This is a genomic window from Carnobacterium sp. (assembly GCF_049673005.1).
Lineage (GTDB): Bacteria > Bacillota > Bacilli > Lactobacillales > Carnobacteriaceae > Carnobacterium_A.
In genome coordinates, this window is record NZ_JBATXB010000109.1 from 20234 (window position 1) to 41149 (window position 20916).

The 20916-nt window shown below is 33.1% G+C and carries 22 protein-coding genes; 3 read left to right on the forward strand and 19 right to left on the reverse strand.

Annotation, left to right across the window (positions count from 1 at the left end):
• Positions 1–15: 15 nt before the first annotated feature.
• The 4 genes from WBF61_RS07865 to WBF61_RS07880 all read right to left on the reverse strand — a co-directional run bounded on the left by WBF61_RS07865 (position 16) and on the right by WBF61_RS07880 (position 3450).
• Positions 16–831 (reverse strand): carbohydrate ABC transporter permease, encoded by an 816-nt coding sequence (locus WBF61_RS07865; protein WP_424255483.1) that lies wholly within the window; start codon positions 829–831, stop codon positions 16–18.
• A gap of 45 nt (positions 832–876) precedes the next feature.
• Positions 877–1779 (reverse strand): carbohydrate ABC transporter permease, encoded by a 903-nt coding sequence (locus tag WBF61_RS07870; RefSeq protein ID WP_424255485.1) that lies wholly within the window; start codon positions 1777–1779, stop codon positions 877–879.
• Between the two features lie 78 nt (positions 1780–1857).
• Entirely contained in the window at positions 1858–2565 is a 708-nt protein-coding gene (locus tag WBF61_RS07875) for an N-acetylmannosamine-6-phosphate 2-epimerase (protein WP_424255420.1), read from the reverse strand.
• Between the two features lie 12 nt (positions 2566–2577).
• A complete protein-coding gene (locus WBF61_RS07880) occupies positions 2578–3450 on the reverse strand; it encodes an N-acetylneuraminate lyase (protein WP_424255422.1) in 873 nt (290 codons plus the stop codon).
• Positions 3451–3827: 377 nt separating this feature from the next.
• Between WBF61_RS07880 and WBF61_RS07885 the strand changes: the two genes are divergently transcribed.
• Positions 3828–4634: a MurR/RpiR family transcriptional regulator gene (locus tag WBF61_RS07885; RefSeq protein WP_424255423.1), complete on the forward strand. Its 807-nt coding sequence runs from the start codon at positions 3828–3830 to the stop codon at positions 4632–4634.
• A 50-nt stretch (positions 4635–4684) separates the two neighbouring features.
• Here WBF61_RS07885 and WBF61_RS07890 read toward each other — a convergent pair whose 3' ends face one another.
• The 5 genes from WBF61_RS07890 to trhA all read right to left on the reverse strand — a co-directional run bounded on the left by WBF61_RS07890 (position 4685) and on the right by trhA (position 11147).
• Complete coding sequence (locus tag WBF61_RS07890; RefSeq protein ID WP_424255425.1) at positions 4685–6130, reverse strand: TrkH family potassium uptake protein; 1446 nt, start codon at positions 6128–6130, stop codon at positions 4685–4687.
• Complete coding sequence (gene trkA, locus WBF61_RS07895) at positions 6123–7499, reverse strand: Trk system potassium transporter TrkA (protein ID WP_424255427.1); 1377 nt, start codon at positions 7497–7499, stop codon at positions 6123–6125. The genes WBF61_RS07890 and trkA overlap by 8 nt, the downstream gene beginning before the upstream one ends.
• A 482-nt stretch (positions 7500–7981) precedes the next feature.
• A complete protein-coding gene (locus WBF61_RS07900; protein ID WP_424255429.1) occupies positions 7982–8668 on the reverse strand; it encodes an N-acetylmannosamine-6-phosphate 2-epimerase in 687 nt (228 codons plus the stop codon).
• 3 nt (positions 8669–8671) lie between these two features.
• Positions 8672–10210: a glucose-specific PTS transporter subunit IIBC gene (gene ptsG / locus WBF61_RS07905; protein WP_424255431.1), complete on the reverse strand. Its 1539-nt coding sequence runs from the start codon at positions 10208–10210 to the stop codon at positions 8672–8674.
• A 289-nt stretch (positions 10211–10499) separates the two neighbouring features.
• Positions 10500–11147: a PAQR family membrane homeostasis protein TrhA gene (trhA, locus tag WBF61_RS07910; RefSeq protein ID WP_424255433.1), complete on the reverse strand. Its 648-nt coding sequence runs from the start codon at positions 11145–11147 to the stop codon at positions 10500–10502.
• A gap of 320 nt (positions 11148–11467) precedes the next feature.
• On the opposite strand from trhA, the gene spxA reads away from it, so the two are divergent.
• On the forward strand, positions 11468–11872 hold the full coding sequence (spxA, locus tag WBF61_RS07915) for a transcriptional regulator SpxA (RefSeq protein ID WP_424255435.1): 405 nt from the start codon (positions 11468–11470) through the stop codon (positions 11870–11872).
• A 134-nt stretch (positions 11873–12006) separates the two neighbouring features.
• Here spxA and WBF61_RS07920 read toward each other — a convergent pair whose 3' ends face one another.
• From WBF61_RS07920 to WBF61_RS07935, 4 genes are all read right to left on the reverse strand, one after another.
• A complete protein-coding gene (locus WBF61_RS07920; protein WP_424255437.1) occupies positions 12007–12426 on the reverse strand; it encodes a YbaN family protein in 420 nt (139 codons plus the stop codon).
• 90 nt (positions 12427–12516) lie between these two features.
• A complete protein-coding gene (locus WBF61_RS07925; protein ID WP_424255439.1) occupies positions 12517–13452 on the reverse strand; it encodes a dipeptidase in 936 nt (311 codons plus the stop codon).
• 406 nt (positions 13453–13858) lie between these two features.
• Positions 13859–14494 carry an SGNH/GDSL hydrolase family protein gene (locus tag WBF61_RS07930; protein ID WP_424255441.1) on the reverse strand — a complete coding sequence of 212 codons (636 nt, stop codon included), beginning with the start codon at positions 14492–14494 and terminating at the stop codon, positions 13859–13861.
• Positions 14495–14513: 19 nt separating this feature from the next.
• A complete protein-coding gene (locus tag WBF61_RS07935; protein WP_424255443.1) occupies positions 14514–15395 on the reverse strand; it encodes an ROK family protein in 882 nt (293 codons plus the stop codon).
• A gap of 202 nt (positions 15396–15597) precedes the next feature.
• Here WBF61_RS07935 and WBF61_RS07940 point away from each other — a divergent pair, with 202 nt between their 5' ends.
• Positions 15598–16011, forward strand: coding sequence for a hypothetical protein (locus tag WBF61_RS07940; RefSeq protein ID WP_424255445.1), 414 nt, complete (start codon positions 15598–15600; stop codon positions 16009–16011).
• Positions 16012–16069: 58 nt separating this feature from the next.
• Here the strand turns inward: WBF61_RS07940 and WBF61_RS07945 are convergent, their stop codons facing one another.
• From WBF61_RS07945 to mglA, 6 genes are all read right to left on the reverse strand, one after another.
• Positions 16070–16453: a VOC family protein gene (locus WBF61_RS07945; RefSeq protein WP_424255447.1), complete on the reverse strand. Its 384-nt coding sequence runs from the start codon at positions 16451–16453 to the stop codon at positions 16070–16072.
• A gap of 18 nt (positions 16454–16471) precedes the next feature.
• Positions 16472–16864: a VOC family protein gene (locus tag WBF61_RS07950; protein WP_424255449.1), complete on the reverse strand. Its 393-nt coding sequence runs from the start codon at positions 16862–16864 to the stop codon at positions 16472–16474.
• Positions 16865–16924: 60 nt separating this feature from the next.
• The gene (mgrA, locus tag WBF61_RS07955; RefSeq protein ID WP_424255450.1) at positions 16925–17914 is read right to left on the reverse strand and encodes an L-glyceraldehyde 3-phosphate reductase; all 990 of its coding nucleotides are present in this window, start codon (positions 17912–17914) and stop codon (positions 16925–16927) included.
• Between the two features lie 199 nt (positions 17915–18113).
• Positions 18114–18293 carry a hypothetical protein gene (locus WBF61_RS07960; protein ID WP_424255452.1) on the reverse strand — a complete coding sequence of 60 codons (180 nt, stop codon included), beginning with the start codon at positions 18291–18293 and terminating at the stop codon, positions 18114–18116.
• A 30-nt stretch (positions 18294–18323) separates the two neighbouring features.
• Positions 18324–19343, reverse strand: coding sequence for a galactose/methyl galactoside ABC transporter permease MglC (gene mglC / locus WBF61_RS07965; RefSeq protein ID WP_424255453.1), 1020 nt, complete (start codon positions 19341–19343; stop codon positions 18324–18326).
• A 55-nt stretch (positions 19344–19398) separates the two neighbouring features.
• Positions 19399–20898, reverse strand: a complete 1500-nt coding sequence (mglA, locus tag WBF61_RS07970) for a galactose/methyl galactoside ABC transporter ATP-binding protein MglA (protein WP_424255455.1) — start codon at positions 20896–20898, stop codon at positions 19399–19401.
• Between the last annotated feature and the right edge of the window lie 18 nt (positions 20899–20916).

Below are 20916 nucleotides of genomic sequence, written 5' to 3' on the forward strand. Positions count from 1 at the left end.
TATTCCTCCAATTTTTTATTCTTTTACAGCTCCTGCTGTCATTCCTTTTGTAAAGTACTTTTGGAACAAAATGAACACTATAATCATTGGCAAAGCAGCTAAAGCAGCCCCTGCGACTTTTAATCCTATATTAGGATTAATCGCTTGTTGTAGACTAGCTACCCCCGTTGTTAGCGTATTCATTTCTTTGCTACGTGCCATTAATAATTGCCATAGATAATCATTCCATACTGTAACAAAGTTTAAAATGAATAGGGCTCCTATACCCGGTTTGGCTATTGGCAACATTAATTTTGAAAAAATCATCCATTCACTTGCACCATCTAATTTCGCAGACTCTCTTAGTGAATCTGGAATAGCTTTAAAAAATGAATACAACATAAATGTTCCAAAACCTGTAGCTAAGTTGGGAACAATCATTGCTTGATAAGTGTCAATCCAATTAAAAGCAACAATAATTTTAAATAAAGGAACAATAAATGTTTCTTTAGGAATCATGATTGATGCAATTAGTAACATAAAGAATATTTTTTTACCTTTAAAATGTAATTTTGCAAAAGCATATGCTGCAGATGCAGACAGAATAACACTTAGAGCAGTTGTTGTGAAAGAAACGAAGAAACTGTTAAACATCCATCTTAATGCTGGTTGGCCATCAAATAACTCTTTAAAGTTTCCCCAGTACAATTTAGCTGGTAAGATACTTGGTGGCATTTGATAGATTTCTGAAGATGTTTTAAATGAATTTGTTATTAACCAATACAATGGAAGCAAACTAATTACCGCAAAAGTTAATACTATAATATTGGAAATAAGATCAAATTTTTCCATTTTTTTGATTCTTTTTACTAGTTTCAATTAGCTCCTCTCCTTTTCTTAATCCTTATTTCCAAATGTTTTAAATTGAGGCATAGCAAGTAATAGCGCTATCATAAACATCATGACACCTATTGCTGCAGCGACTCCTGTATTGTTGTAGATAAATGCATTTTGGTAAAGATAGTACATCATCGTAACAGAAGCGTTATTCGGTCCTCCTCCTGTTAGCAATTGGATAACTACAAATATTTTTAATACAGCAATGATGTTAATAATAACTAAATATAAGGTGGTTGGTTTTACTAATGGGATTAAAATGTGCCTGATCCGCTGCCAACGAGTTGCCCCATCTAATTCTGCTGCTTCAAAATAATCTTCTGGTATTCCAATCATTGACGCTACGTATAAAATAATTGATTGCCCTACGTTTCCCACAAAGGTCACAAAGATGATAACAGGCATTACCCAAGTTGTACTTCCCAACAAGTTAATATTTTCTAAACCAGCATTCCCCATTAAGTAATTGATTAATCCGTTAGCTGGATTCAATAAGAAGTTCCAAATAATACTCATTACGACCATTGAAACCATAACGGGTAAATAGTAACTTCCTCTAATAAATGAAACATACTTTGACGTTTTATCATAAACTGCTGTAGCAACGAAGAGACTAAACATAATAGTAAAAAACACAATTGCTGCAACAAATATTAGTGTATTAAATATTGACTTAATAAAGACAGGATCAGCAAATAGTGTTCTATAATTTTCTAATCCCACAAAAACTTCACTCGAATAACTGAACTCAAATAAACTCATTCTAAATCCTTCAAACACTGGATAGGCGATAAAGACTAAAAATAGAATAATCTGCGGTCCTGCAAATAAATAACCAGAATAAGGATTTTCAATTCCTCTAAATTTCTTTTTTCTTTTTGCTTTTATATCTTGAGTAACCATTGCAATAGTTGAATTCGTTGTATTCAATTCGTTAGATTGAGTTTCATTCTTTTTTTGCATGATGACCTCCTCCCTTATTTATCTATTCCCGTTTACTAATGTTGCTGCATGAACAAACCGTTCTGCAATTTCTTGCGGACGAGTGATAGCTCCACCCACTACAACTGAAGTACAACCTAATTCTAAAACGCGTTTGACTTTTTCTGGTAGATTTATTTTCCCTTCAGCTATAACAGGTAGTGTTGCAATTTCTAAAACTTTTTTTAGGTAATCAAAATCATTGTCACTAATATCAAAGCCTTTTGTATCTGCTGTATAGCCATATAGAGTCGTTCCAATAATATCGAAACCGCTCTCGTTCGCTGCTTTTACATCTTCTAAACAAGAGGTATCTGCCATTAATAAAGTATTTGGATATTCTTTTTTTATCTGCTCAATTATATCGGAAAGATCCATATTATCAGGTCTAGATCTAAGTGTTGCATCAATTGCAACAACTTCAACATTCGTCGCACAAACAGCTCGTATCTCTTTCAGCGTTGGTGTGATAAATACCTCTGAATGATCGTACTCTTTTTTTATTATTCCGATAATTGGTAAGCTCACGGTATCTTGTATTGCTTGGATATCTACAATAGAGTTTGATCTTATTCCAACAGCACCAGCTTCTTTTGCAGCCTTAGCCATCCTAGACATAATAAAAGAACTATGTAAAGGTTCATCTGGTAAAGCTTGACAGGAAACAATTACACCATTTTTTATTTGTTCTAAGAACTGATTTCTCATAAAAAACGCTCCTTAATGATTAAAATATTTTTTGTATATCTCTTTAGTTCTTGCTCTTTGTTCATGATTTGGTTTCTTCATAGGTTCGCGGCAATATTGAGCATCTACGCCTAGTTCAGTTAACAATAGTTTAATAGTATTGTATAAACCATTTGAGAGTAAATCTGTAATTAAATCATTAGATTCGCTTTGAAGTTTTCTTGCTTCAACCATATCTCCTTTTTCAGCAGCTTCAAAGGTTGCTCGTGCTTTTCGTGCATTAACATTGAATGTTGATCCGATTGCTCCATCTACACCTAAAGAAACAGCTGGTAACAACATTTCATCAAATCCAGAATAGATAATTTTATCCGGAAAACGATTTCTAACACGTTCTAGTAAATAAAAATCTCCAGCAGTAAACTTAATTCCAACAATCTTTGGATTTTCAAACAATTCAGCAAACTGATCTTCAGAAATAGAAACACCTGTTAAAGCTGGAATAGAATAAAGAATCATTTTTGTATCAATATTTTCTAAAATACTATTGTAATAGTTTTTTATTTCTTCAAAATCAAATTTATAGTAAAAAGGTGTAACAGCTGAAATGGTTTTATATCCTAACTCAGTAACAAATTTTGCTAATTCTTTAGCTTCTTTTAAATTTACTGAACCAACTTGCGCTATTAAATCAACTGCTCCTTTCGTCTCTTCGTAAGCGATTTCAAAAATACGTTTCTTTTCTGACGTATCTAGCATAAAGTTTTCTCCAGTACTACCCCCTACATAAATACCGTCTACTTTATTTTGATCGATATTGTACCTTACTATTTCTCTTAATCCTTTTTCGTAAATTTCTCCATTTTCATCATATGCTACTAATAATGCTGAATATATTTTCCCCATTTTCGTCACCTCTTCATAATTTTTAATTTCTAATTTTTTATCTTTTTTAATTTTCTAGATAACCATTAAGCTAAAGAACAAAGTTACGTAATGTTAGACACTTAGTTAACTCACCTCATTTATCATAAAGACGCTGTTTTTGGTTACGCTTACATTTAATACATTATCATACGGTATTTATTTTTACAAGTGTTTTTTATGAAAATAATTATCTTTCCCATTTTAAATACTTACGAATAACTTCTTAATCCATTTAGCTCGGCGAATAGCACCATCTCATATTATATTATTAAAAAACTATTTCTTCCTAACTCCTTTGTATAAAATACAGTAAAATGGTATTCTAAAAGAAAAAGAATGTATAGGTAGGTCTAAAAATGATAAATAACCTGAATCTTTCAAATCGTATTTCGCAAAATTACAGTCTTCTAACAAAAAAAGATAAGCTTATAGCCAATTTTGTTTTAGAGAACCAAAAAGATGTTGATTTATGGAATATTAAAGAATTGGCAAAGCTAACAGATGCTTCAAACGCAACTATTACCCGTTTTTGTCATAAATTAAAGTATCAGAGTTTTTCAGAATTCAAAACTCTTGTTGGACAAGAATTACAATTGACGCCTGCTCCTGTTCAGCTAACAGAAAAAATAACCGATTATTATAATCAGTTAATCTATTCTTCTTCCCAATTAATCAATCCTTTACAGATTTCTGGATTAATAGAAGCCATTCAAAGTGCTCATAAAGTAGTTGTTTGTGGACTAGGAAGTTCTGGCCTTAGTGCCTTAGAATTTGGCAACCGTCTGGCTAGAATGGGAATTGTCGTGGATGCTGTAACAGATCCTCATATGATGATTATGAGCGCCACATTACTAAAAGAAGGTGATCTGTTAATAGCTATTTCAAACTCTGGTGAAACGGATGCTGTTGTCCAAACTTGTGAAACCGCAAAAAAAGAAAAAGCAACTATATTTGCTATTACGAATAGAAATCATACTAGTCTTACAACAATGGCTACAGATGTTTTATTTGCCTCAGATAATAGAACGATTGTAGACGAGCGTTTTATCAATAGTCAACTCCCTATTTACTTTATTTTAGATATTTTATGTTATGCTCTTCTTGAAAATGAAACGTACTTAGCTAATCGAATAAAAACATTACTTGCTTTAGAACTAAATTAAATCAAAAAAGCTATAGATTTTTTTCTATAGCTTTTTTGATTTAATTCTATTTATCTTCTCCACGTTTTGCTAGAAAAGAGAATGATAATTGGGAAAATCTCTAGTCGTCCTGCAATCATAACAAAAGAAAGTAACATTTTAGACCAATTAGAAAGACCTGAATAGCCTCCCATTGGACCAACGACGCCTAGACCAGGTCCAATATTATTAAATGTTGCAACAATTGAACTAAATGCAGATTCAAAATCATTAAAATCTAATGAAATAATTAACACTAAACCTATAAAAATAACAATATAAACAAGTAAATAGTTTACCACGCTACGAATAGTATCTCGTTCGATTGTTTTCTTTTCATGTTTTATGACTACAATTCGATTTGGGTGACTCATTCTTTTAAATTCAGCAACCGCTGATTTTAAAAGCAATGCTACTCTTGATATTTTTAATCCACCGGCTGTTGATCCAGCACAGCCACCAAAAAACATCAGTAGCAACAATATCACTCGTGAAAATAACGGCCATTCCCCAAAATTCACAGTTGAAAAGCCTGTGGTTGTAATTATTGAAGATACAGAAAAGAATACATCTCTTATCATCGTTCCAATAGATTCATAGGTAGTAAAAATATTTAGGCAAATTAATAAAACTGCTGATCCAATAATTGCAAAATACCAACGAAGTTCTTCACTGCTAAAAGCCTCTTTTACGTGTCCAATTAATATAAAATAATACAAGTTAAAGTTAATTCCAAATAAGATCATACCTACACTCAAAACAATATCAATATACGCACTATCATAGGCTAAGATACTCCCATTTCGTACTCCAAAACCTCCTGTACCTGCTGTACCGAACGCATGAAGAAGAGAGTCAAATAAATTCATGCCCCCAAAAAGCAACAATATAACCATAATCGCAGTCATTGAAAGATAAATCATGTACAATATTCTAGCTGAGGAAGACAGTTTTGCTACAACTTTACCAAATACTGGACCTGGGACTTCTGCCTTCATGATGTGAACAGACTCTGATCCAGTTTGTGGCATCACAGCGAGTGCAAAGACAAGTACACCCATGCCTCCAACTAAATGCGTAAAGCTTCTCCAAAATAACATTGAGTGAGCTAATGCTTCCACGTCTGTTAATATACTTGAACCTGTCGTTGTAAATCCACTACTCGTTTCAAAAAACGCATCTACGAATGAAGGGATATCTCCGCTTATTACAAATGGTAAAGACCCAAAAAATGAGAGTACTATCCATGACAATGCAACAATGACAAATCCTTCTTTTGCATACATCTGTCGTTTATCAACTTCACCTCTACACAATAAATAACTAATTATGACTAATGCTAACATCACTATCAAAAAACTGAATTGATACAAACTATCCTCTTGATAAATAAAACTAACTATCAAAGGAGCTATCATTAGGAGCGCTTCGATTCTCAAAATTCTTCCGATTATAAATTTAACAACCGACTTATTCATTTTTCTTAACCTTCTTTGGCTTTCTGATATCATCAATATCGTTGAAATAACCATTTGCACTTACTACAACAACATAATCTTTTGGCTTAATGACATCTCTTCCATCAGGGAAAATAACTTTCTTTTTCCTAATAATATAAGCAATTAAAAGATTATTCTTAGTATTCAACTGACTTAAAGGTATATTTATAATTTTGCTTGTTTCTTTTACTTTAAATTGAAGCACTTCTACTTGGTCATCCGCTAAACGATACAACGCCTCAACATCTGAACCTTCAGATTCTTCTAATGATCGAACAAAACGAATAATTGAATTGGCAATAATTCGTTTTGGTGTAATGACTGATTGCAACCCAACACTACCAAGTATTTTCATTAATGAAATTCGATTAATTTTAGTAATTATTTTCTTTATATTTTTTTTAGCAGCATACATTGAATTGATAACATTTTCTTCATCTACTCCAGTTAAACTAATGACGGCGTCATAGGTTTCCATCCGTTCTTCATCTAACAGCGTTTGATCTGTTCCATCACCATCAATGACAACTACCTCTGGAAAGTGGCTGCTTAGTTCTGTTGCTTTCTTCTCGTTATGCTCAATAACCTTGATGTTTAGCTTTAAAGGAGCAAGTAGCGTTAATAAATAATAGGTAATTCTTCCTCCACCGATTATCATTACTGACCTAATTTTTTCTTTATAAGAACCTGCCGCTTTATAAAATTTATTTAACTGTTTTTGTCCACCAGTTACATAAATACGGTCCCCTTTTTGCAGAACACTCTCCCCAAAAGGAATAAAGGCTTGCTCTCCTCTAAGAACAATCATAACCATTATATCTTTATGTTGATTTTTGAATTGAACTAAATTGATATTATCCAGTTTACTTTTCTCTTTAATTTCTAGTTCTACCATATTCACTCGACCGTATACAAATGATTCAACACTTAACGCTGATGGGAACTTGATTAGGTTAGCCATATGCTTAGCTGCCTCTAATTCAGGATTAATTAGCATTGTAATTCCTAAACTTTCACGAAGAAAATCAATATGAGTAGAATATTCTTTATCCCTAGCTCTTAAAATTGTATTTTTAGCTCCTAATTTCTTCGCTATAATAGAAGCAATCATATTAATTTCATCTGTTTCTGTCACTGCAATAAATACATCACATTCAGGTACATTCGCTTCTAGCTGAGCATCATAGTTTGCACCATTGCCAACTATTCCTATTATTTCAGTTTTATTTACAATTTTTTCCAAAATCCGACTGTTTTTCTCAATGAGGATAACGTCATTTCCTTCTGTAGATAGTGCGGCACAAAGAAATTCGCCAACTTTTCCTCCACCAACAATAACAATTTTCATAGTATAGTTTGTCCTCCAAGTTACTTCTGTATTTTTTATCTTCTTTTTATAAGAATAAAATGAAATTAAGCGCTATAGTCTAAACTTTAAAATGAGTCTTTTTTTATAGTCATCTAAGCGTTATAGTATCATTCTATTGGTAAAGATTCTAGTGTCAATATCAATAAATCTCAACTTAGATAGTAACACAAAAAAGAATGAATTCGAAAGATTTTTTGAACTCATTTTTTCTGGTAGTTATACTTATCTAACTAGTATTTCTCATCAGCTTAATTTCTATTCACTAGGCGTAAAATTCAAGGTTAATTTTTTAATTCCCAAAGGTTATACTTGTAACCCATATCCTTATTTTATTGATTCAACTTACACTATTAGAGTTTCAATGTTAACTTAACAATAAAAAAACAGAGTAGATTTCTCTACTCTGAAAAAGTCCAGCTTTTTGGTGTCACTATACATACCAGGTTCTGTTATTTTTACTATTATTCGTTAATTTTATCGACAAACGTTTTTGTAATTAACTGTGGTCTTGTAATTGCACTACCAACAACCATTGAAAACACACCTAAATCTTTACATCTTTTTGCTTTTTCAGGGGTATCTACATGTCCTTCAGCAATAACAGGAATGTTAACTGTTTTTAAAATTTCTTTTAGTCTAGCAAAGTCATCATCCGCAATATTGTGTCCTTCAGATTCTTTTGTATAGCCCATCAAGGTTGTTGAAACGCAATCAAAACCTAACTTATCTGCTTCAATTGCTTCTTCAATAGTTGAAATGTCAGCCATCAATAGAATCGTTGGATATTTCAAACGAATTGCTTTAACAAAATCAGCTAATTTTTCATCATTATGGCGTTTGCGACATGTCGCATCTAACGCGATCATTTCACACTTAGATTCAGCTAACTCATCAATCTCTTTCATAGTAGCCGTGATATATATTTCTGAATCTTCGTAATCACGTTTGACGATTCCAACAACTGGAAGCTTTGTATTCTTTTTAATTTCAATGATGTCTTCTTTTGAATTAGCTCTAATTCCACTAGCGCCGCCCTCTTCAACTGCTACAGCCATTCGTCCCATAATATAAGAACTATGCAAGGGTTCGTCTTCTAATGCTTGACACGAGACGATTAATTTTGATTTGACTATTTCTAACATATTCATTATTTATTCATCTCCTAAAATTTCAGTTACTTCATTTTTGATTACGGTGACTTGAGGTCCATAAATGACTTGTACACCGTTTCCTCTAATCAAGACACCTTTACTTCCTGTCTCTTTCAAAGCTTCTTGGTTTACTTTAGTACCATCTTTTACGGTTATACGTAAACGTGTTGCACAATTATCAACGTTAACAACATTCTCTTCTCCACCTAATGCATTAATAATGTTTAATGCTCTACCCTCAGGCTTTTCCTTAGTTTCTGCTACTTCTAATTCATCTGTGCGTCCAGGTGTTTTAAAGTTAAATTTCAAAATAAGGAATTTGAATGTGAAGTAGTATAGGAAGAACCAGACAATCCCAATTAAAACAACGGTAATCCAGTGAGTTTTCGCATTCCCTTGTAAGACTCCGAAAAGTAAGAAATCAATAAATCCACCTGAGAACGTTTGCCCAATAGTGATTTCAAAAATATGTGCCAACATAAATGCTAATCCATCAAAGAACGCATGAACTACATATAGTGCAGGAGCAATAAATAAGAATGAAAATTCTAATGGTTCAGTAATTCCTGTTAAGAAAGAAGTCAATGCGGCTGATAACATCAATCCACCAACTACTTTTTTATTTTCAGGTTTCGCCGTATGATAAATTGCAAGCGCAGCTCCCACTAAACCAAACATCATTGTGATAAAACGACCAGACATAAAACGTGATGTTCCTTCAAAAAATTGAACTGTTGTAGGATCAGCTAGTTGCGCAAAGAAAATGTTTTGTGTTCCTTGTACTAAATTTCCTCCAACTTCTAATGTTCCACCTAACGCAGTTTGCCAGAAAGGCAAATAGAAAATATGATGCAATCCAAAAGGTCCTAATAAGCGTAAGATAAATCCATAGAAAAATGTTCCAATATATCCTGTTGCATTAACGACATCTCCGACACTGAAAATAACGCTTTGGAAAAGAGGCCAAACCAAGTACATGATGCTTCCTAAAATAATTGCTCCAAATGATGTAATGATTGGAACAAAACGAGATCCACCAAAGAAACCAAGGTATTGTGGCAATTCAATTTTATAAAAACGATTATGCAACCATGACGCCATTACCCCTACTAATATACCGCCAAAAACTCCTGATTCCAGCGTTTGAATTCCTAACGTAACTCCTTGGCCTACAGAAGCTAAGTCTTCGGTTACTAAGTTTCCAGTTAATCCAAGAATAGCATTTGTTGTAGAGTGCATAACTAAATAGCCAATTAGTGCAGCTAAAGCGGCCGTACCTTTATCATTGCGTGCTAATCCTATTGCTACCCCAACTGCAAAAATAACTGGTAAGTTAGCAAAAACAATATTACCTGCGCTACTCATAATAGTAAATATAGCTTGCAACCAACTAATGTCTAATATCGGATAAGCAACAATCGTATTAGGATTTGACAACGCGCCTCCAATTCCTAGTAACAAACCTGCAGCTGGAAGTATTGCAATCGGTAACATAAAAGATTTTCCAAACTGTTGTGCTTTTTCAAAAAACGTTTTCATTTTTTCCACTCCCTATCTAATTTATCTTCTTCGCCTATTCTACTTTATGGAAATGTTTTCGTCAATACATAAATAAAGAAAACTTTTTCTTTTGTTCGTGTTAATTAAAAATCGTTTTTAATTCATCTTATGAGTTTATTTTAACAAAATAGCGAGAAAGTGACCATTTTAACCCTTTATTGAATAGATATTTTTTATGATTTGAAATAAGAAATCAAAAAAGCAATCTCTATTTATTTCGTCAAACTTATGAAATAAATAGAAACAGCTTTTATAAGTTTAAATAAGCCTAAACATAAAATAAAATCGTAAAATAAATGAAGGCTGTTCCAGTCATAACAAACAGATGCCATAATACATGCATATACTTTACAGAACGCATACTATAAAAAGCGGCTCCGATTGTAAATGCTAATCCTCCAGTTAATAATAAACCAAATCCATTAAACCCTAATCCTGTATAGAGCTCTTTAATTGCTACTAAACACAACCAACCCATACCAATGTATAAAAATGTAGAAACATTTCTAAATTTTTCTATCCAAAGGCTCTTATAAATAACTCCTAAAAAAGCGATTGCCCAAACGACATAAAATAATGTCCAGCCTTTTGTACCACCAATTGTAACTAGACATAAAGGTGTATAGCTTCCTGCTATCAAGATATAAATACTGCTATGATCAAAGATTTTAAATAATTTTCTAGCTGGTGTAAAAATTAAACTATGGTAAAGAGTTGAGCATAGATAGAGCAAGATAAGTGAAGATCCAAATAGAATATAAGATACTAATTCAATCATTGATCCTGAATTCATTCCTTTTAAGATTAAAACAATTAATCCAGCAATGCTCAAACCAACACCAATACCATGCGTAACTGCGTTTAACACTTCATTTGTAATTAAATATTTTTTAGAAAAAACAGGAACTTTTTTCATCTCTATCCTCCATCTTTATAGCATTTTAGTCAATAAATCTTGTTTTATTTTATCATAGAAACGAAAACTACACAACCTAGTAATCAAAACTATTTGATTGTGATTTATTAGCTTTCTTTAGACGCTTTATCCAAAAGTGATTTTTGTCTTAAATACAGACTTAAGTGCATTGTTTGTTCAAAAAAGACCTTATTGCTATTGCATTTTCTTTTTTTTACTTCTATACTTAAGTTATATTAAGAGCACCATTATACTCGTCTCATTATCTCACCGCTCCACTTACTTAGTTAACTTCGCTTTGACTTAAAAGGAGGACAAAAATGATTACACTATACACTTCCCCGAGCTGTGCATCATGTCGCAAGGCCCGTACCTGGTTAGAAGAAAACAATATTGATTATCTTGAAAAAAATATCTTTAAGGAACCGTTAACGATTAACGAACTTAAACGAATATTGAGTCTAACAGAAAGTGGAACAGAAGAAATCATTTCTTTTCGCTCTCAAGTTTTTCATAATCTTAATATCAGTATAGAAGATATGGCCTTAGGAGAATTACTTCATTTAATTTTGAAGAATCCTGGTTTAATTCGACGCCCCATTTTAATAGATGAAAAAAGACTGCAAATCGGATTTAACGAAGAAGATATTCGTCGATTCTTACCAAGAGATGTCCGGAAATTAGAATTAAAAAAGTTGCAAGAAAAACTTCCAATAGGGTATTAAACAAATGTAAAGTAATCTTAATTTTTAATGTTATCTACCGTAAAAGTTAATACTTTTACGGTTTTACTATTTTTTAAAACGATTAAAAGCAGATACTTATGTGGTTTCACCACTTATGTATCTGCTTTTTTCAGTCACTTTATCTCATTCATTTTCGTTTCATAATTTTTTTCTATAGTCTCTTTTTCTCTTGTTTTAATAAAAAACAGAAGAATGACTGTTTGAGAGATTAACATAAAAATAAGCATTCCTTTTACTAACAATAGTGGAATAAAATAGATTGAAATCCCAACCATTATATAGATACTGATTAACATCTTTATTTTTTTTTCAAATGTAAATGAGCGGTACTTTAAATATTCACCAACATATTCTTGATAAATTTTCGTTGATTTTAACCATTGATTAAATTTTTCTGAACTTTGCGTAAAGCAATATAAAGATAATAGCAAGAAAGGTGTGGTTGGCAATAAAGGTAAAAATGACCCTATCAACCCAAGCGCGAATGACAGACATCCCACACTAATTAAGATAATTTTTTTTATTTTTTTCATTGTCTATTGAATTATTTTCATTCTTGGGTATAAACTAAGAGAAAATAACTCTCAACTCCCCTCATTTTTTAATAACCTAGTTTTCGTTTATTATTTGGGTAAATGTTTCAAAAAGTTTTTCGAAGCAAACCCTTCAACTTCTTCTTTTGAAAATGTCCCTTCTAATCGAGTCACTAAATTTTGCATCTCGCCAGTATGTCTTAACTCTTTAACGTGTGTACTAATTCCATCAAAATCAGATCCAAAACCAATATGGTTTAAGCCTCCTAGCTCTACAAGTGCCTCAAAATGCTTGACTAAATCGTCTATTGTAGAACTCTTCTGATTTTCTTCATTTATAATAAATGGTGGATTAAAAACAAGATGAATCATTGCATCTCGATTAATTAGAGCTTTAATTTGATCATCATCTAAATTTCTTACATGTCCACACAAACTAAAAACATTGGAGTGTGAAGCAATAGGGTATTTCGCTGCTTTCATTACATCCCAGAAACTAGCAACACTCAAATGAGAAACGTCAGTCAATACTTTTCTTTCATTTAACTTTTCAACTATATCAAATCCAAAAGAGGTTAACCCTCCGCCTCTCGGCTCTTGAACACCATCCGCAGCTAAATTAGCTGGATTCCATGTTAACCCTACAGACATTACTCCTAAATCAAGTAAATAATCTAACTTGTTCAAATCATTACCTATGGCTTCTACTCCTTCTAAGGTTAAGAATGAGCCTATTTCATTTTCTTTCAATTTTTTTATATCGTTCCATGCCTTTATTTGTTTCATTTCAGGATTTTTTTCTAAAACTTCTTTTTGATAGTACCTTATCTGTTCTAAAGCTGAAGCATATTTTTCTTCTACAAGAATATCAGGTTCAATAAAAATAGCAAAGGCTTGGATTTTAACTTTTCCTTCTTTCAACCGATTTAAATTAACACTTAGCTCATCTGAATCTTTGAAGTTTAATTTCCCACCAGCCTGTTGCAATTTTAATAATGCATCACAATGCAAATCAATTACATCCATTTGTTATTCCCCTCTTTCTAACATCTACTTGTTTACAGTGTCAACTCAATTCATCATACGCCAATAGTAATCAATATGCAAAAAGTCGCCATTCTCTCTTGTCGAATAAATCCCTTAACTTAATTTATTTTTTAGACAAAAAAAAAGCACTGACAAAAGTCAGTACTTTTTTCCGACAATATTCATTTTCATGAATAGGTCCCATGAATTCCACAAAACAGAGGGGTCCAAACACCTGCATCTTGCAGTTGTACTAAGTACGGTGTGCCTTGTCTAAATTCTAACCACTTGTCGCCGCAGCGAAATGACCGAAGTCACCTGGTTAGAGTCAACTCATCGCATGTAGCTAACTATACCATGTTCTTTTTCTATACACAAGGTTTTTCTGTTTTTTTATTTTTATTCTTTAATTCATTTCTAGATTTTCTAACCAAGTCTTTGAAATCAGACTATGTCCGGCTAATGTAGGGTGAACGCCATCATTCGTAATGGAGTGATTGCCCCATTTATTCCCGTATTCTTTAAATTTATCAGCTAATTCTAAGTAGTCTGCGTTATATTCTTTAGCTAATCTACGAATAATTTTTAACCGTGGATTTAATTGCGCTTCCCATAGGCTTTGTTCATCGGGATCCTTCAGTACAAAAGGTTCAATTAATATAATTTTTGCCTTTGTATGCTCTTTAGCCGTTTGCACTAATATCCGATAATAAAACTCGAATGTATCTAAACTTTCTTGAATGGTACACGTTTCTTTGTCTATACTATGCCAGATATCATTTATTCCAATTAGTAGTGAAATAACCGTTGGTTGTATTTCGATACAATCTTCTTTCCAGCGATTAATCAGATCTACTACTTTGTCACCACTTATTCCTCGATTAATAAACGTCAAGTGTCGCTCAGGATAACTCTCTAATAAATGAGCTGCCGTTAATAAAGGATACCCCTTTCCTAAATCTTTTTTATCTTCCCGATTTCGATCTACGTCCGTGATACTGTCTCCAATAAAAAAAATCGTTTCATTATAATCTAGTTTCATGATCGTCGCCTTCTTTACTTTATTCGTTTATTTGTTTTTGCTTATAATTGTAGACGGCTCCAATTAAATTTGCATCATTTTTAAACTCACAAGTTTTGATTATTGGCTTGAAGGGTGCAATTTTTACAATCTCACTAATCTTATTAAATTCTTCTTCTAATTTTTCAATTAAATCTGGTTTATTAGACACACCACCACCGATTAGAATTAATTCAGGATCATAACTATACTGTAAATTAAAGATCCCTCTGGCTAAATAAGTATAAAATGTTGAAACTTCTTCTTTTGCTATCGAATCTCCTGCTTTGGCAAGTTCAAAAACTTCTTGTCCTGAAATACTTCCTTTTTCTTTATTCATTCTTAGTGCATAGCGTGTAGCCATATTAACAGCTGTTCCTAGATCGCTAAAAGTCTTATCTTGGGTCATTAGCATAAATCCGAATTCGCCACCAAATAGGTGCTTTCCGTGTTTTATTTCACCATCTACAATGACGGATCCTCCGATTCCTGTACCAACAACTACAAACAAAATATTTTTTAAGCCTTTTGCAGCACCTTTCCAGGTTTCAGCTAAAGCAGCGCAGTTTGCATCATTTTCAAAAGAGACTGGGCAATTAAACTCCGTTTCTAATTCATCGTAAATTGGAAAATGGTGTATGTAAGGCACCGCACTTGCTCCATCTATCGTACGTTCTTGTTGGTTAACTGCTCCAGGTGAACTAAATGCAACACCATCAATAGTATATTCTTTTTCAAATTCAGTTTTAATTTCCCTTAAGGTCAGTTTCATTTCTTCCCACGTTGACGGTGTTTTAACATTCCCTTTATGACTTAACTCTTCGTTTTCCCACATTCCATATTTAATGGATGTTCCTCCTATGTCAAATGCTAAGATAGACATTTAAACCACTCCTTTTATTTAAGGATAAGCTATTTCAATGCAAAAGGCCACAAAAAAATTAAGCCCTTACATTTTTTTGATTTAGTTATCTTTCTAACTATTTCATGCGTTAGAATGGTAAATAGTCATTATTTGTCTTATACTTAATTTAGCTATTTCAGTCAAAACTTTATAGTCATATTGTTAGAGGAGGCTTCACAAAATGGAAGAAGAAACTGTTTTAAACTTTCTAAAACGACACGGTTTAGAGTCGAAACAGGGGCAATCTATTTTAGCTGAAAAAATACCATCTAAAGAAAATTGGCTTGCTTCTATCTTCAAAAAAGATAAAGAAAAGTTTTTTTGTATTAATTTTTCTGAACATGAATTAGTTTTAATGCCTTTAGACGAAAAAGATAATACGTTAAAAGAAGGCATTTATAACCAAATTCCATTAAGTGAAATAAAAGAACTTTATTTCGATGAACCTGCTGCCGACAATAAACTTATTGTTGAATATGAAGCTGCTACTAAACCCACAGAACATTACCTTATCCCACAAGAAAATGCTGCTTCCCCATGGCATAGTAAAAACTTAATGCATCTTATGGAACAAATAGGAGTCAAGAAAAACTAAAAAACGAGTCAGGGAAATTTATTCCTGACTCGTTTTTTTTATTTTTTAGATAACTACCTTATTTATTTTGGATAACTTCAATCTTATATCCATCTGGATCCATTACAAAGAAGTAATTCGCTGCTCCATCGCTCAGGACTTTCAATTCTGTTACTTCATTACCAGAGTTTTTGTATTCTTGATGTGTTGACTCTAAATCATCTACTCCAATAGCAATATGTCCATATCCATTCCCTAAGTCATAAGGTTCGGATTGATCATAATTATAAGTTAGTTCTAATTCATATCCACTTTCTTCAATAGCTAGATAAACTAATGTAAACTTTGAATCTGGATAATCTGATTTTCTTACTTCATGGAATCCTAGCACATTTGTATAAAAGTCCATCGATTTCTCTAAATCTTTTACCCTTACACAAGTATGCAGCATTTTTTTGGCCATATGAACTCTCCTTGCTTTTTATTTTTTCTCTTTAACCATATACAATTCAATGGGTAGCCCATCTGGATCTTGCAAGAATGTATATAATCCTCCCGTGAACTCATCTACGCGAATAGCTTCCGTTTCAATACCTTTTTTATTTAACTTATCGACTACATCGTTGATATCTTCAACAGAAAAACATAAGTGTCTTAACCCACGAGCTTCTGGAGTTGTTGGACGTTTTGGTGGATTGGGAAATGAAAATAGTTCTATCTCACTTTCCCCTATCTTTAAATCCAACTTATACGAGTCTCTTTCTTGCCTATAATTTTCTCGAATAATTTCAAGTCCTAATATTTCAGTGTAGAAATTTTTAGACTTCTTATAATCCGATGCAATGATAGCTACATGGTGAATGCTGTTTAACATTTTATTCTTTCCCTCCGAGCATAGAAATACCAGTGAATCTTTATGCGCTAAACTAATTGATTAACGTTGCAATGTTTTTTCTATTTCAGCTAATTCAGTTGCTGTAAAATCAAGATTTTCTAAAGCTTTTACATTATCTTCAATTTGGCTAACCTTGCTTGCTCCTATTAAGACACTTGTAACTTTACCATCTCTTAAGACCCATGATACTGCCATTTCAGCTAATGTTTGTCCGCGTCGTTTTGCAATTTCATTTAGTGCTCTAGACTTGTCTATATTTGCATGAACTTGTTTTTCGTCTAAGAAAATACTACTTGACCGTCCTGCTCTAGAGTCTTCTGGTATGCCGTCAAGATAGCGATCTGTTAACATTCCTTGCGCTAAAGGACTGAATGCTATAGAACCTAATTGATTTTTTGTTAAAACATCTTGTAAACCGTCTTCTATCCAACGATTATACATACTATAGGATGGTTGATGAATAATAAATGGTGTTTTAAGATCTTTAAAAATCTTTGTAATTTCTGTTGTTTGTTCAGCAGAATAATTAGAAACTCCTATATACAAAGCTTTCCCTTGACGAACCATTAAGTCCAACGCTTGTGCTGTTTCTTCAAAAGGTGTATCTGGATCTGGACGGTGAGAATAGAATATATCTACATAATCTAGTCCCATACGATTTAGACTTTGATCAATGCTTGCTGTCAAATTCTTTTTAGAGCCAAATTCTCCATAAGGTCCTGGCCACATATAATAACCGGCTTTACTAGAGATAATTAATTCATCACGATATGGAAGCAAATCTTTTTTTAAGATGCGTCCAAAATTTTCTTCTGCACTACCTGCAGGTGGTCCATAATTATTCGCTAAGTCGAAATGAGTTATACCCAAATCAAAAGCACGGTGAACCATTTTACGACTATTTTCGAATAAATCTACATCACCAAAATTATGCCACATACCTAACGATAAAGCTGGTAATTTTAGTCCACTATTTCCTACACGATTATAGATCATTTTTTCGTAACGATCTTCTGCTGCTTGATACATTGAATCACTCCGCTTCTTTAATCATTTATTTCCCGTTCTCATTATATCGCTTTCATATATAGATAACAACCTATGTGAATTAACTCAGTCAATTCGCTAACGTTAGTTGGCAACACCTTTAAGTAAATCAATAAGTAAAAAAGACAGTCACTTTAAAGACTAGTAATTCAGTCAAATAAGCGAATGTCTCCTTTTTTTATTAACCTAATAACGCAATTCCTAAAACAAGAACTAGTACAATGACGATGCCGAATATGAATTTATTCATCGATTCAACACTGACATCAATTTTTTCATAAAGTGATCCTTTGCCCAATACTTTTTTTACATTTGCTTGTTCTTCTGTTTGAGATAAGTCAATACTTTCTAAATCTTCCAAAATGAGCCTCTCCAATCTGGATTAGTGCGTTTATTTTTTAACAATGTACTTACGAACATCAATAGAAACAGCTAAAATGATGATTAGCCCTTTGATGATATATTGAAGGTATGGGCTCACGCCAACAAATGTCAAACCATAGTTGATAAATTGTAGAATAACCGCTCCCATGATGACACCCGGAATCGTTCCAACTCCACCAGAGAATGAAACCCCACCAATTACACTTGCTGAGATGGCATCTAAATCATAGTTCAATCCGGTATTACTTGTCGTCGAACCAATACGTGCGGCTTCTAAGAATCCAGCAATCCCATATAAAACACCTGAAATAAGAAAGATAATCATGATGTTTTTAACAATATTAACACCAGATACTTCAGCAGCTTCAGTATTTCCACCAATAGCATACATATTTTTACCTAATTTTGTCTTGTTCCACACAAACCACATAATGACTGAGATAATCGCTGCATAGAAAATAATATACGGTAATTTAACCGGTCCGATATCTACTGTATTACGAACTAAATTTGTGTAACGTACATCCAGTGAACCAATGGGTTGTGCCCCATTAGGTGGACGGTCAATATAGATACACGATAGACCATAAGCTATCAACTGAGTTCCAAGAGTAATAATAAATGCGTGAACTTTTAGTTTAGCTACACCGAAACCGTTAATAGCACCAAACATCATTCCAACGGCTATTGCAGCTAATAAAGGCAATATCAATGGAAGTGCTGGTAAATTAGGATACATTCTCGAAGCGTAGGATGTGCTCTGTGCTAAGGAAGAGGCGACAACTGCACAAAGCCCTAAAATACGCCCGGCTGATAAGTCTGTGCCTTTTAAAATAATTAACCCGGCAGCACCTAATGCCATAATAATTCTAGTTGAGGCTTGTCCAAGTATATTTGTAATGTTTTGTAATGAAATAAATGAGGGCTCCATAATAATCACAACCAGTATTAAAGCGCCTAGTACGATATATAAAGAATAATTTAGAAGAAAATCATTCAGGGACATTTTCTTTTGCGTGTTCTCCATTTTTACACCTCTCTTAAAAGATCTTAAAAGTTAAACTTTTGTAGTACTTAATTTATTAAATAAATTTCGCTGACAATCTTAAAATCTCTTCTTGTGTCATATTTTTTGTTTCATCAATTCCTGCAACACGACCATTTGACATAACAAGCATCCGATCACTTATTCCAATTAATTCGGCCATTTCACTAGAAACAACAATGACTGATTTACCTTTGTTTGCCAGTTCTAAAATTAATTGATAAATTTCGTATTTTGCTCCTACATCAATGCCTCGTGTTGGTTCGTCTAATAAATAAACATCTGCATCTGTCAATAACCATCTTCCGATAATCACTTTTTGCTGATTTCCGCCAGATAAACTTCCGATATGTGTTTTAGAACTTGGCGTTTTAACGTTCATGCTTTTAATGACATCAGCTGTATCTTTCTCCATTAGTTTGTCATTAACTATCCCATTTTTTGTATAGTGATTTAAGTTAGCAATGACGGTGTTGAATGTGATGCTTAATACTCCGAATATCCCTGTTGCTCTGCGTTCCTCTGTTACAAATGCAAAACCATTATTGATAGCCTCTCTGGAGTGATTGTTTTGAATTGTTTTTCCATTAAGTAGTATTTCACCTGACTCATGGTGAGCGACACCGAAAATATTTTCCAACAACTCTGTTCGTCTTGATCCAACAAGACCAGCTACCCCTAATACCTCACCTTTTCTCAATGTAAAAGATACATCTTGTATAGAAGGCTGATAAGTTGCTGTTAAATTTTTCACTTCTAATACAACTTCTCCCGGGATATTATTCTTGGGTGGAAAACGGTCGCTTAATTCTCGGCCAACCATTAAGTTAATAATTTTACCCATTGTTAATTCTGCTGATGGCGTTGTGCTTACCCATTGTCCATCGCGCATAATGGTAACCTCATCAGATATCCGTAGAATTTCTTCCATTTTATGCGAGATATAAACTACAGCACATCCTTCTGCTTTTAATTGATTGATAATTCTAAACAAATGATTGACTTCTTTTTCAGAAAGAGAAGAAGTTGGTTCATCTAATACTAAAATTTTTGCACCGTAGCTAACTGCCTTAGCAATTTCTACCATCTGTCTTTGGGAAACAGATAATGTTCCAATTTCTTTTTTAGGGTTCAAATCAATGTCTAATTCTTTAAATATTTTTTCTGTGTCACTATACATCTGCTTTTCGTCAACCAATAAACCTTTAACAGGAAAGCGTCCTAACCAAATGTTTTCCATAATGCTTCTTCTCATTACCTGATTTAATTCTTGATGAACCATTGAAACGCCATGTTCTAATGCATCTTTAGGGTTCTTGAATGTTGTCGGTACGCCATCAATTAATATATCTCCAGCATCTTCAGTGTAAATTCCAAAAAGACATTTCATTAGTGTTGATTTTCCTGCCCCATTTTCACCCATTAAAGCGTGTATGGTCCCCGGTCTTAGACTCAACTGTGCTTGATCCAGCGCTTTTACCCCAGGAAATAACTTATCAATATTTTTCATTTCTAGTACGTAAGTAGGTGTTGCCAAATAAATCACCGCCTCTAT

Bases quoted from the DNA above. Each gene is read 5' to 3' on its own strand.
- ptsG (WP_424255431.1), bottom strand. From the start codon at position 10,210: ATGAAAACGTTTTTTGAAAAAGCACAACAGTTTGGAAAATCTTTTATG.
- WBF61_RS07900 (WP_424255429.1), bottom strand. From the start codon at position 8,668: ATGAATATGTTAGAAATAGTCAAATCAAAATTAATCGTCTCGTGTCAA.
- WBF61_RS07920 (WP_424255437.1), bottom strand. From the start codon at position 12,426: ATGAAAAAAATAAAAAAAATTATCTTAATTAGTGTGGGATGTCTGTCA.
- WBF61_RS07870 (WP_424255485.1), bottom strand. From the start codon at position 1,779: ATGGTTACTCAAGATATAAAAGCAAAAAGAAAAAAGAAATTTAGAGGA.
- mglC (WP_424255453.1), bottom strand. From the start codon at position 19,343: ATGGAGAACACGCAAAAGAAAATGTCCCTGAATGATTTTCTTCTAAAT.
- WBF61_RS07945 (WP_424255447.1), bottom strand. From the start codon at position 16,453: ATGGCCAAAAAAATGCTGCATACTTGTGTAAGGGTAAAAGATTTAGAG.
- WBF61_RS07885 (WP_424255423.1), top strand. From the start codon at position 3,828: ATGATAAATAACCTGAATCTTTCAAATCGTATTTCGCAAAATTACAGT.
- WBF61_RS07935 (WP_424255443.1), bottom strand. From the start codon at position 15,395: ATGTCTATCTTAGCATTTGACATAGGAGGAACATCCATTAAATATGGA.
- WBF61_RS07925 (WP_424255439.1), bottom strand. From the start codon at position 13,452: ATGGATGTAATTGATTTGCATTGTGATGCATTATTAAAATTGCAACAG.
- WBF61_RS07865 (WP_424255483.1), bottom strand. From the start codon at position 831: ATGGAAAAATTTGATCTTATTTCCAATATTATAGTATTAACTTTTGCG.
- spxA (WP_424255435.1), top strand. From the start codon at position 11,468: ATGATTACACTATACACTTCCCCGAGCTGTGCATCATGTCGCAAGGCC.
- mgrA (WP_424255450.1), bottom strand. From the start codon at position 17,914: ATGTATCAAGCAGCAGAAGATCGTTACGAAAAAATGATCTATAATCGT.
- trkA (WP_424255427.1), bottom strand. From the start codon at position 7,499: ATGAAAATTGTTATTGTTGGTGGAGGAAAAGTTGGCGAATTTCTTTGT.
- WBF61_RS07930 (WP_424255441.1), bottom strand. From the start codon at position 14,494: ATGAAACTAGATTATAATGAAACGATTTTTTTTATTGGAGACAGTATC.
- WBF61_RS07875 (WP_424255420.1), bottom strand. From the start codon at position 2,565: ATGAGAAATCAGTTCTTAGAACAAATAAAAAATGGTGTAATTGTTTCC.
- WBF61_RS07940 (WP_424255445.1), top strand. From the start codon at position 15,598: ATGGAAGAAGAAACTGTTTTAAACTTTCTAAAACGACACGGTTTAGAG.
- WBF61_RS07950 (WP_424255449.1), bottom strand. From the start codon at position 16,864: ATGTTAAACAGCATTCACCATGTAGCTATCATTGCATCGGATTATAAG.
- WBF61_RS07890 (WP_424255425.1), bottom strand. From the start codon at position 6,130: ATGAATAAGTCGGTTGTTAAATTTATAATCGGAAGAATTTTGAGAATC.
- trhA (WP_424255433.1), bottom strand. From the start codon at position 11,147: ATGAAAAAAGTTCCTGTTTTTTCTAAAAAATATTTAATTACAAATGAA.
- WBF61_RS07880 (WP_424255422.1), bottom strand. From the start codon at position 3,450: ATGGGGAAAATATATTCAGCATTATTAGTAGCATATGATGAAAATGGA.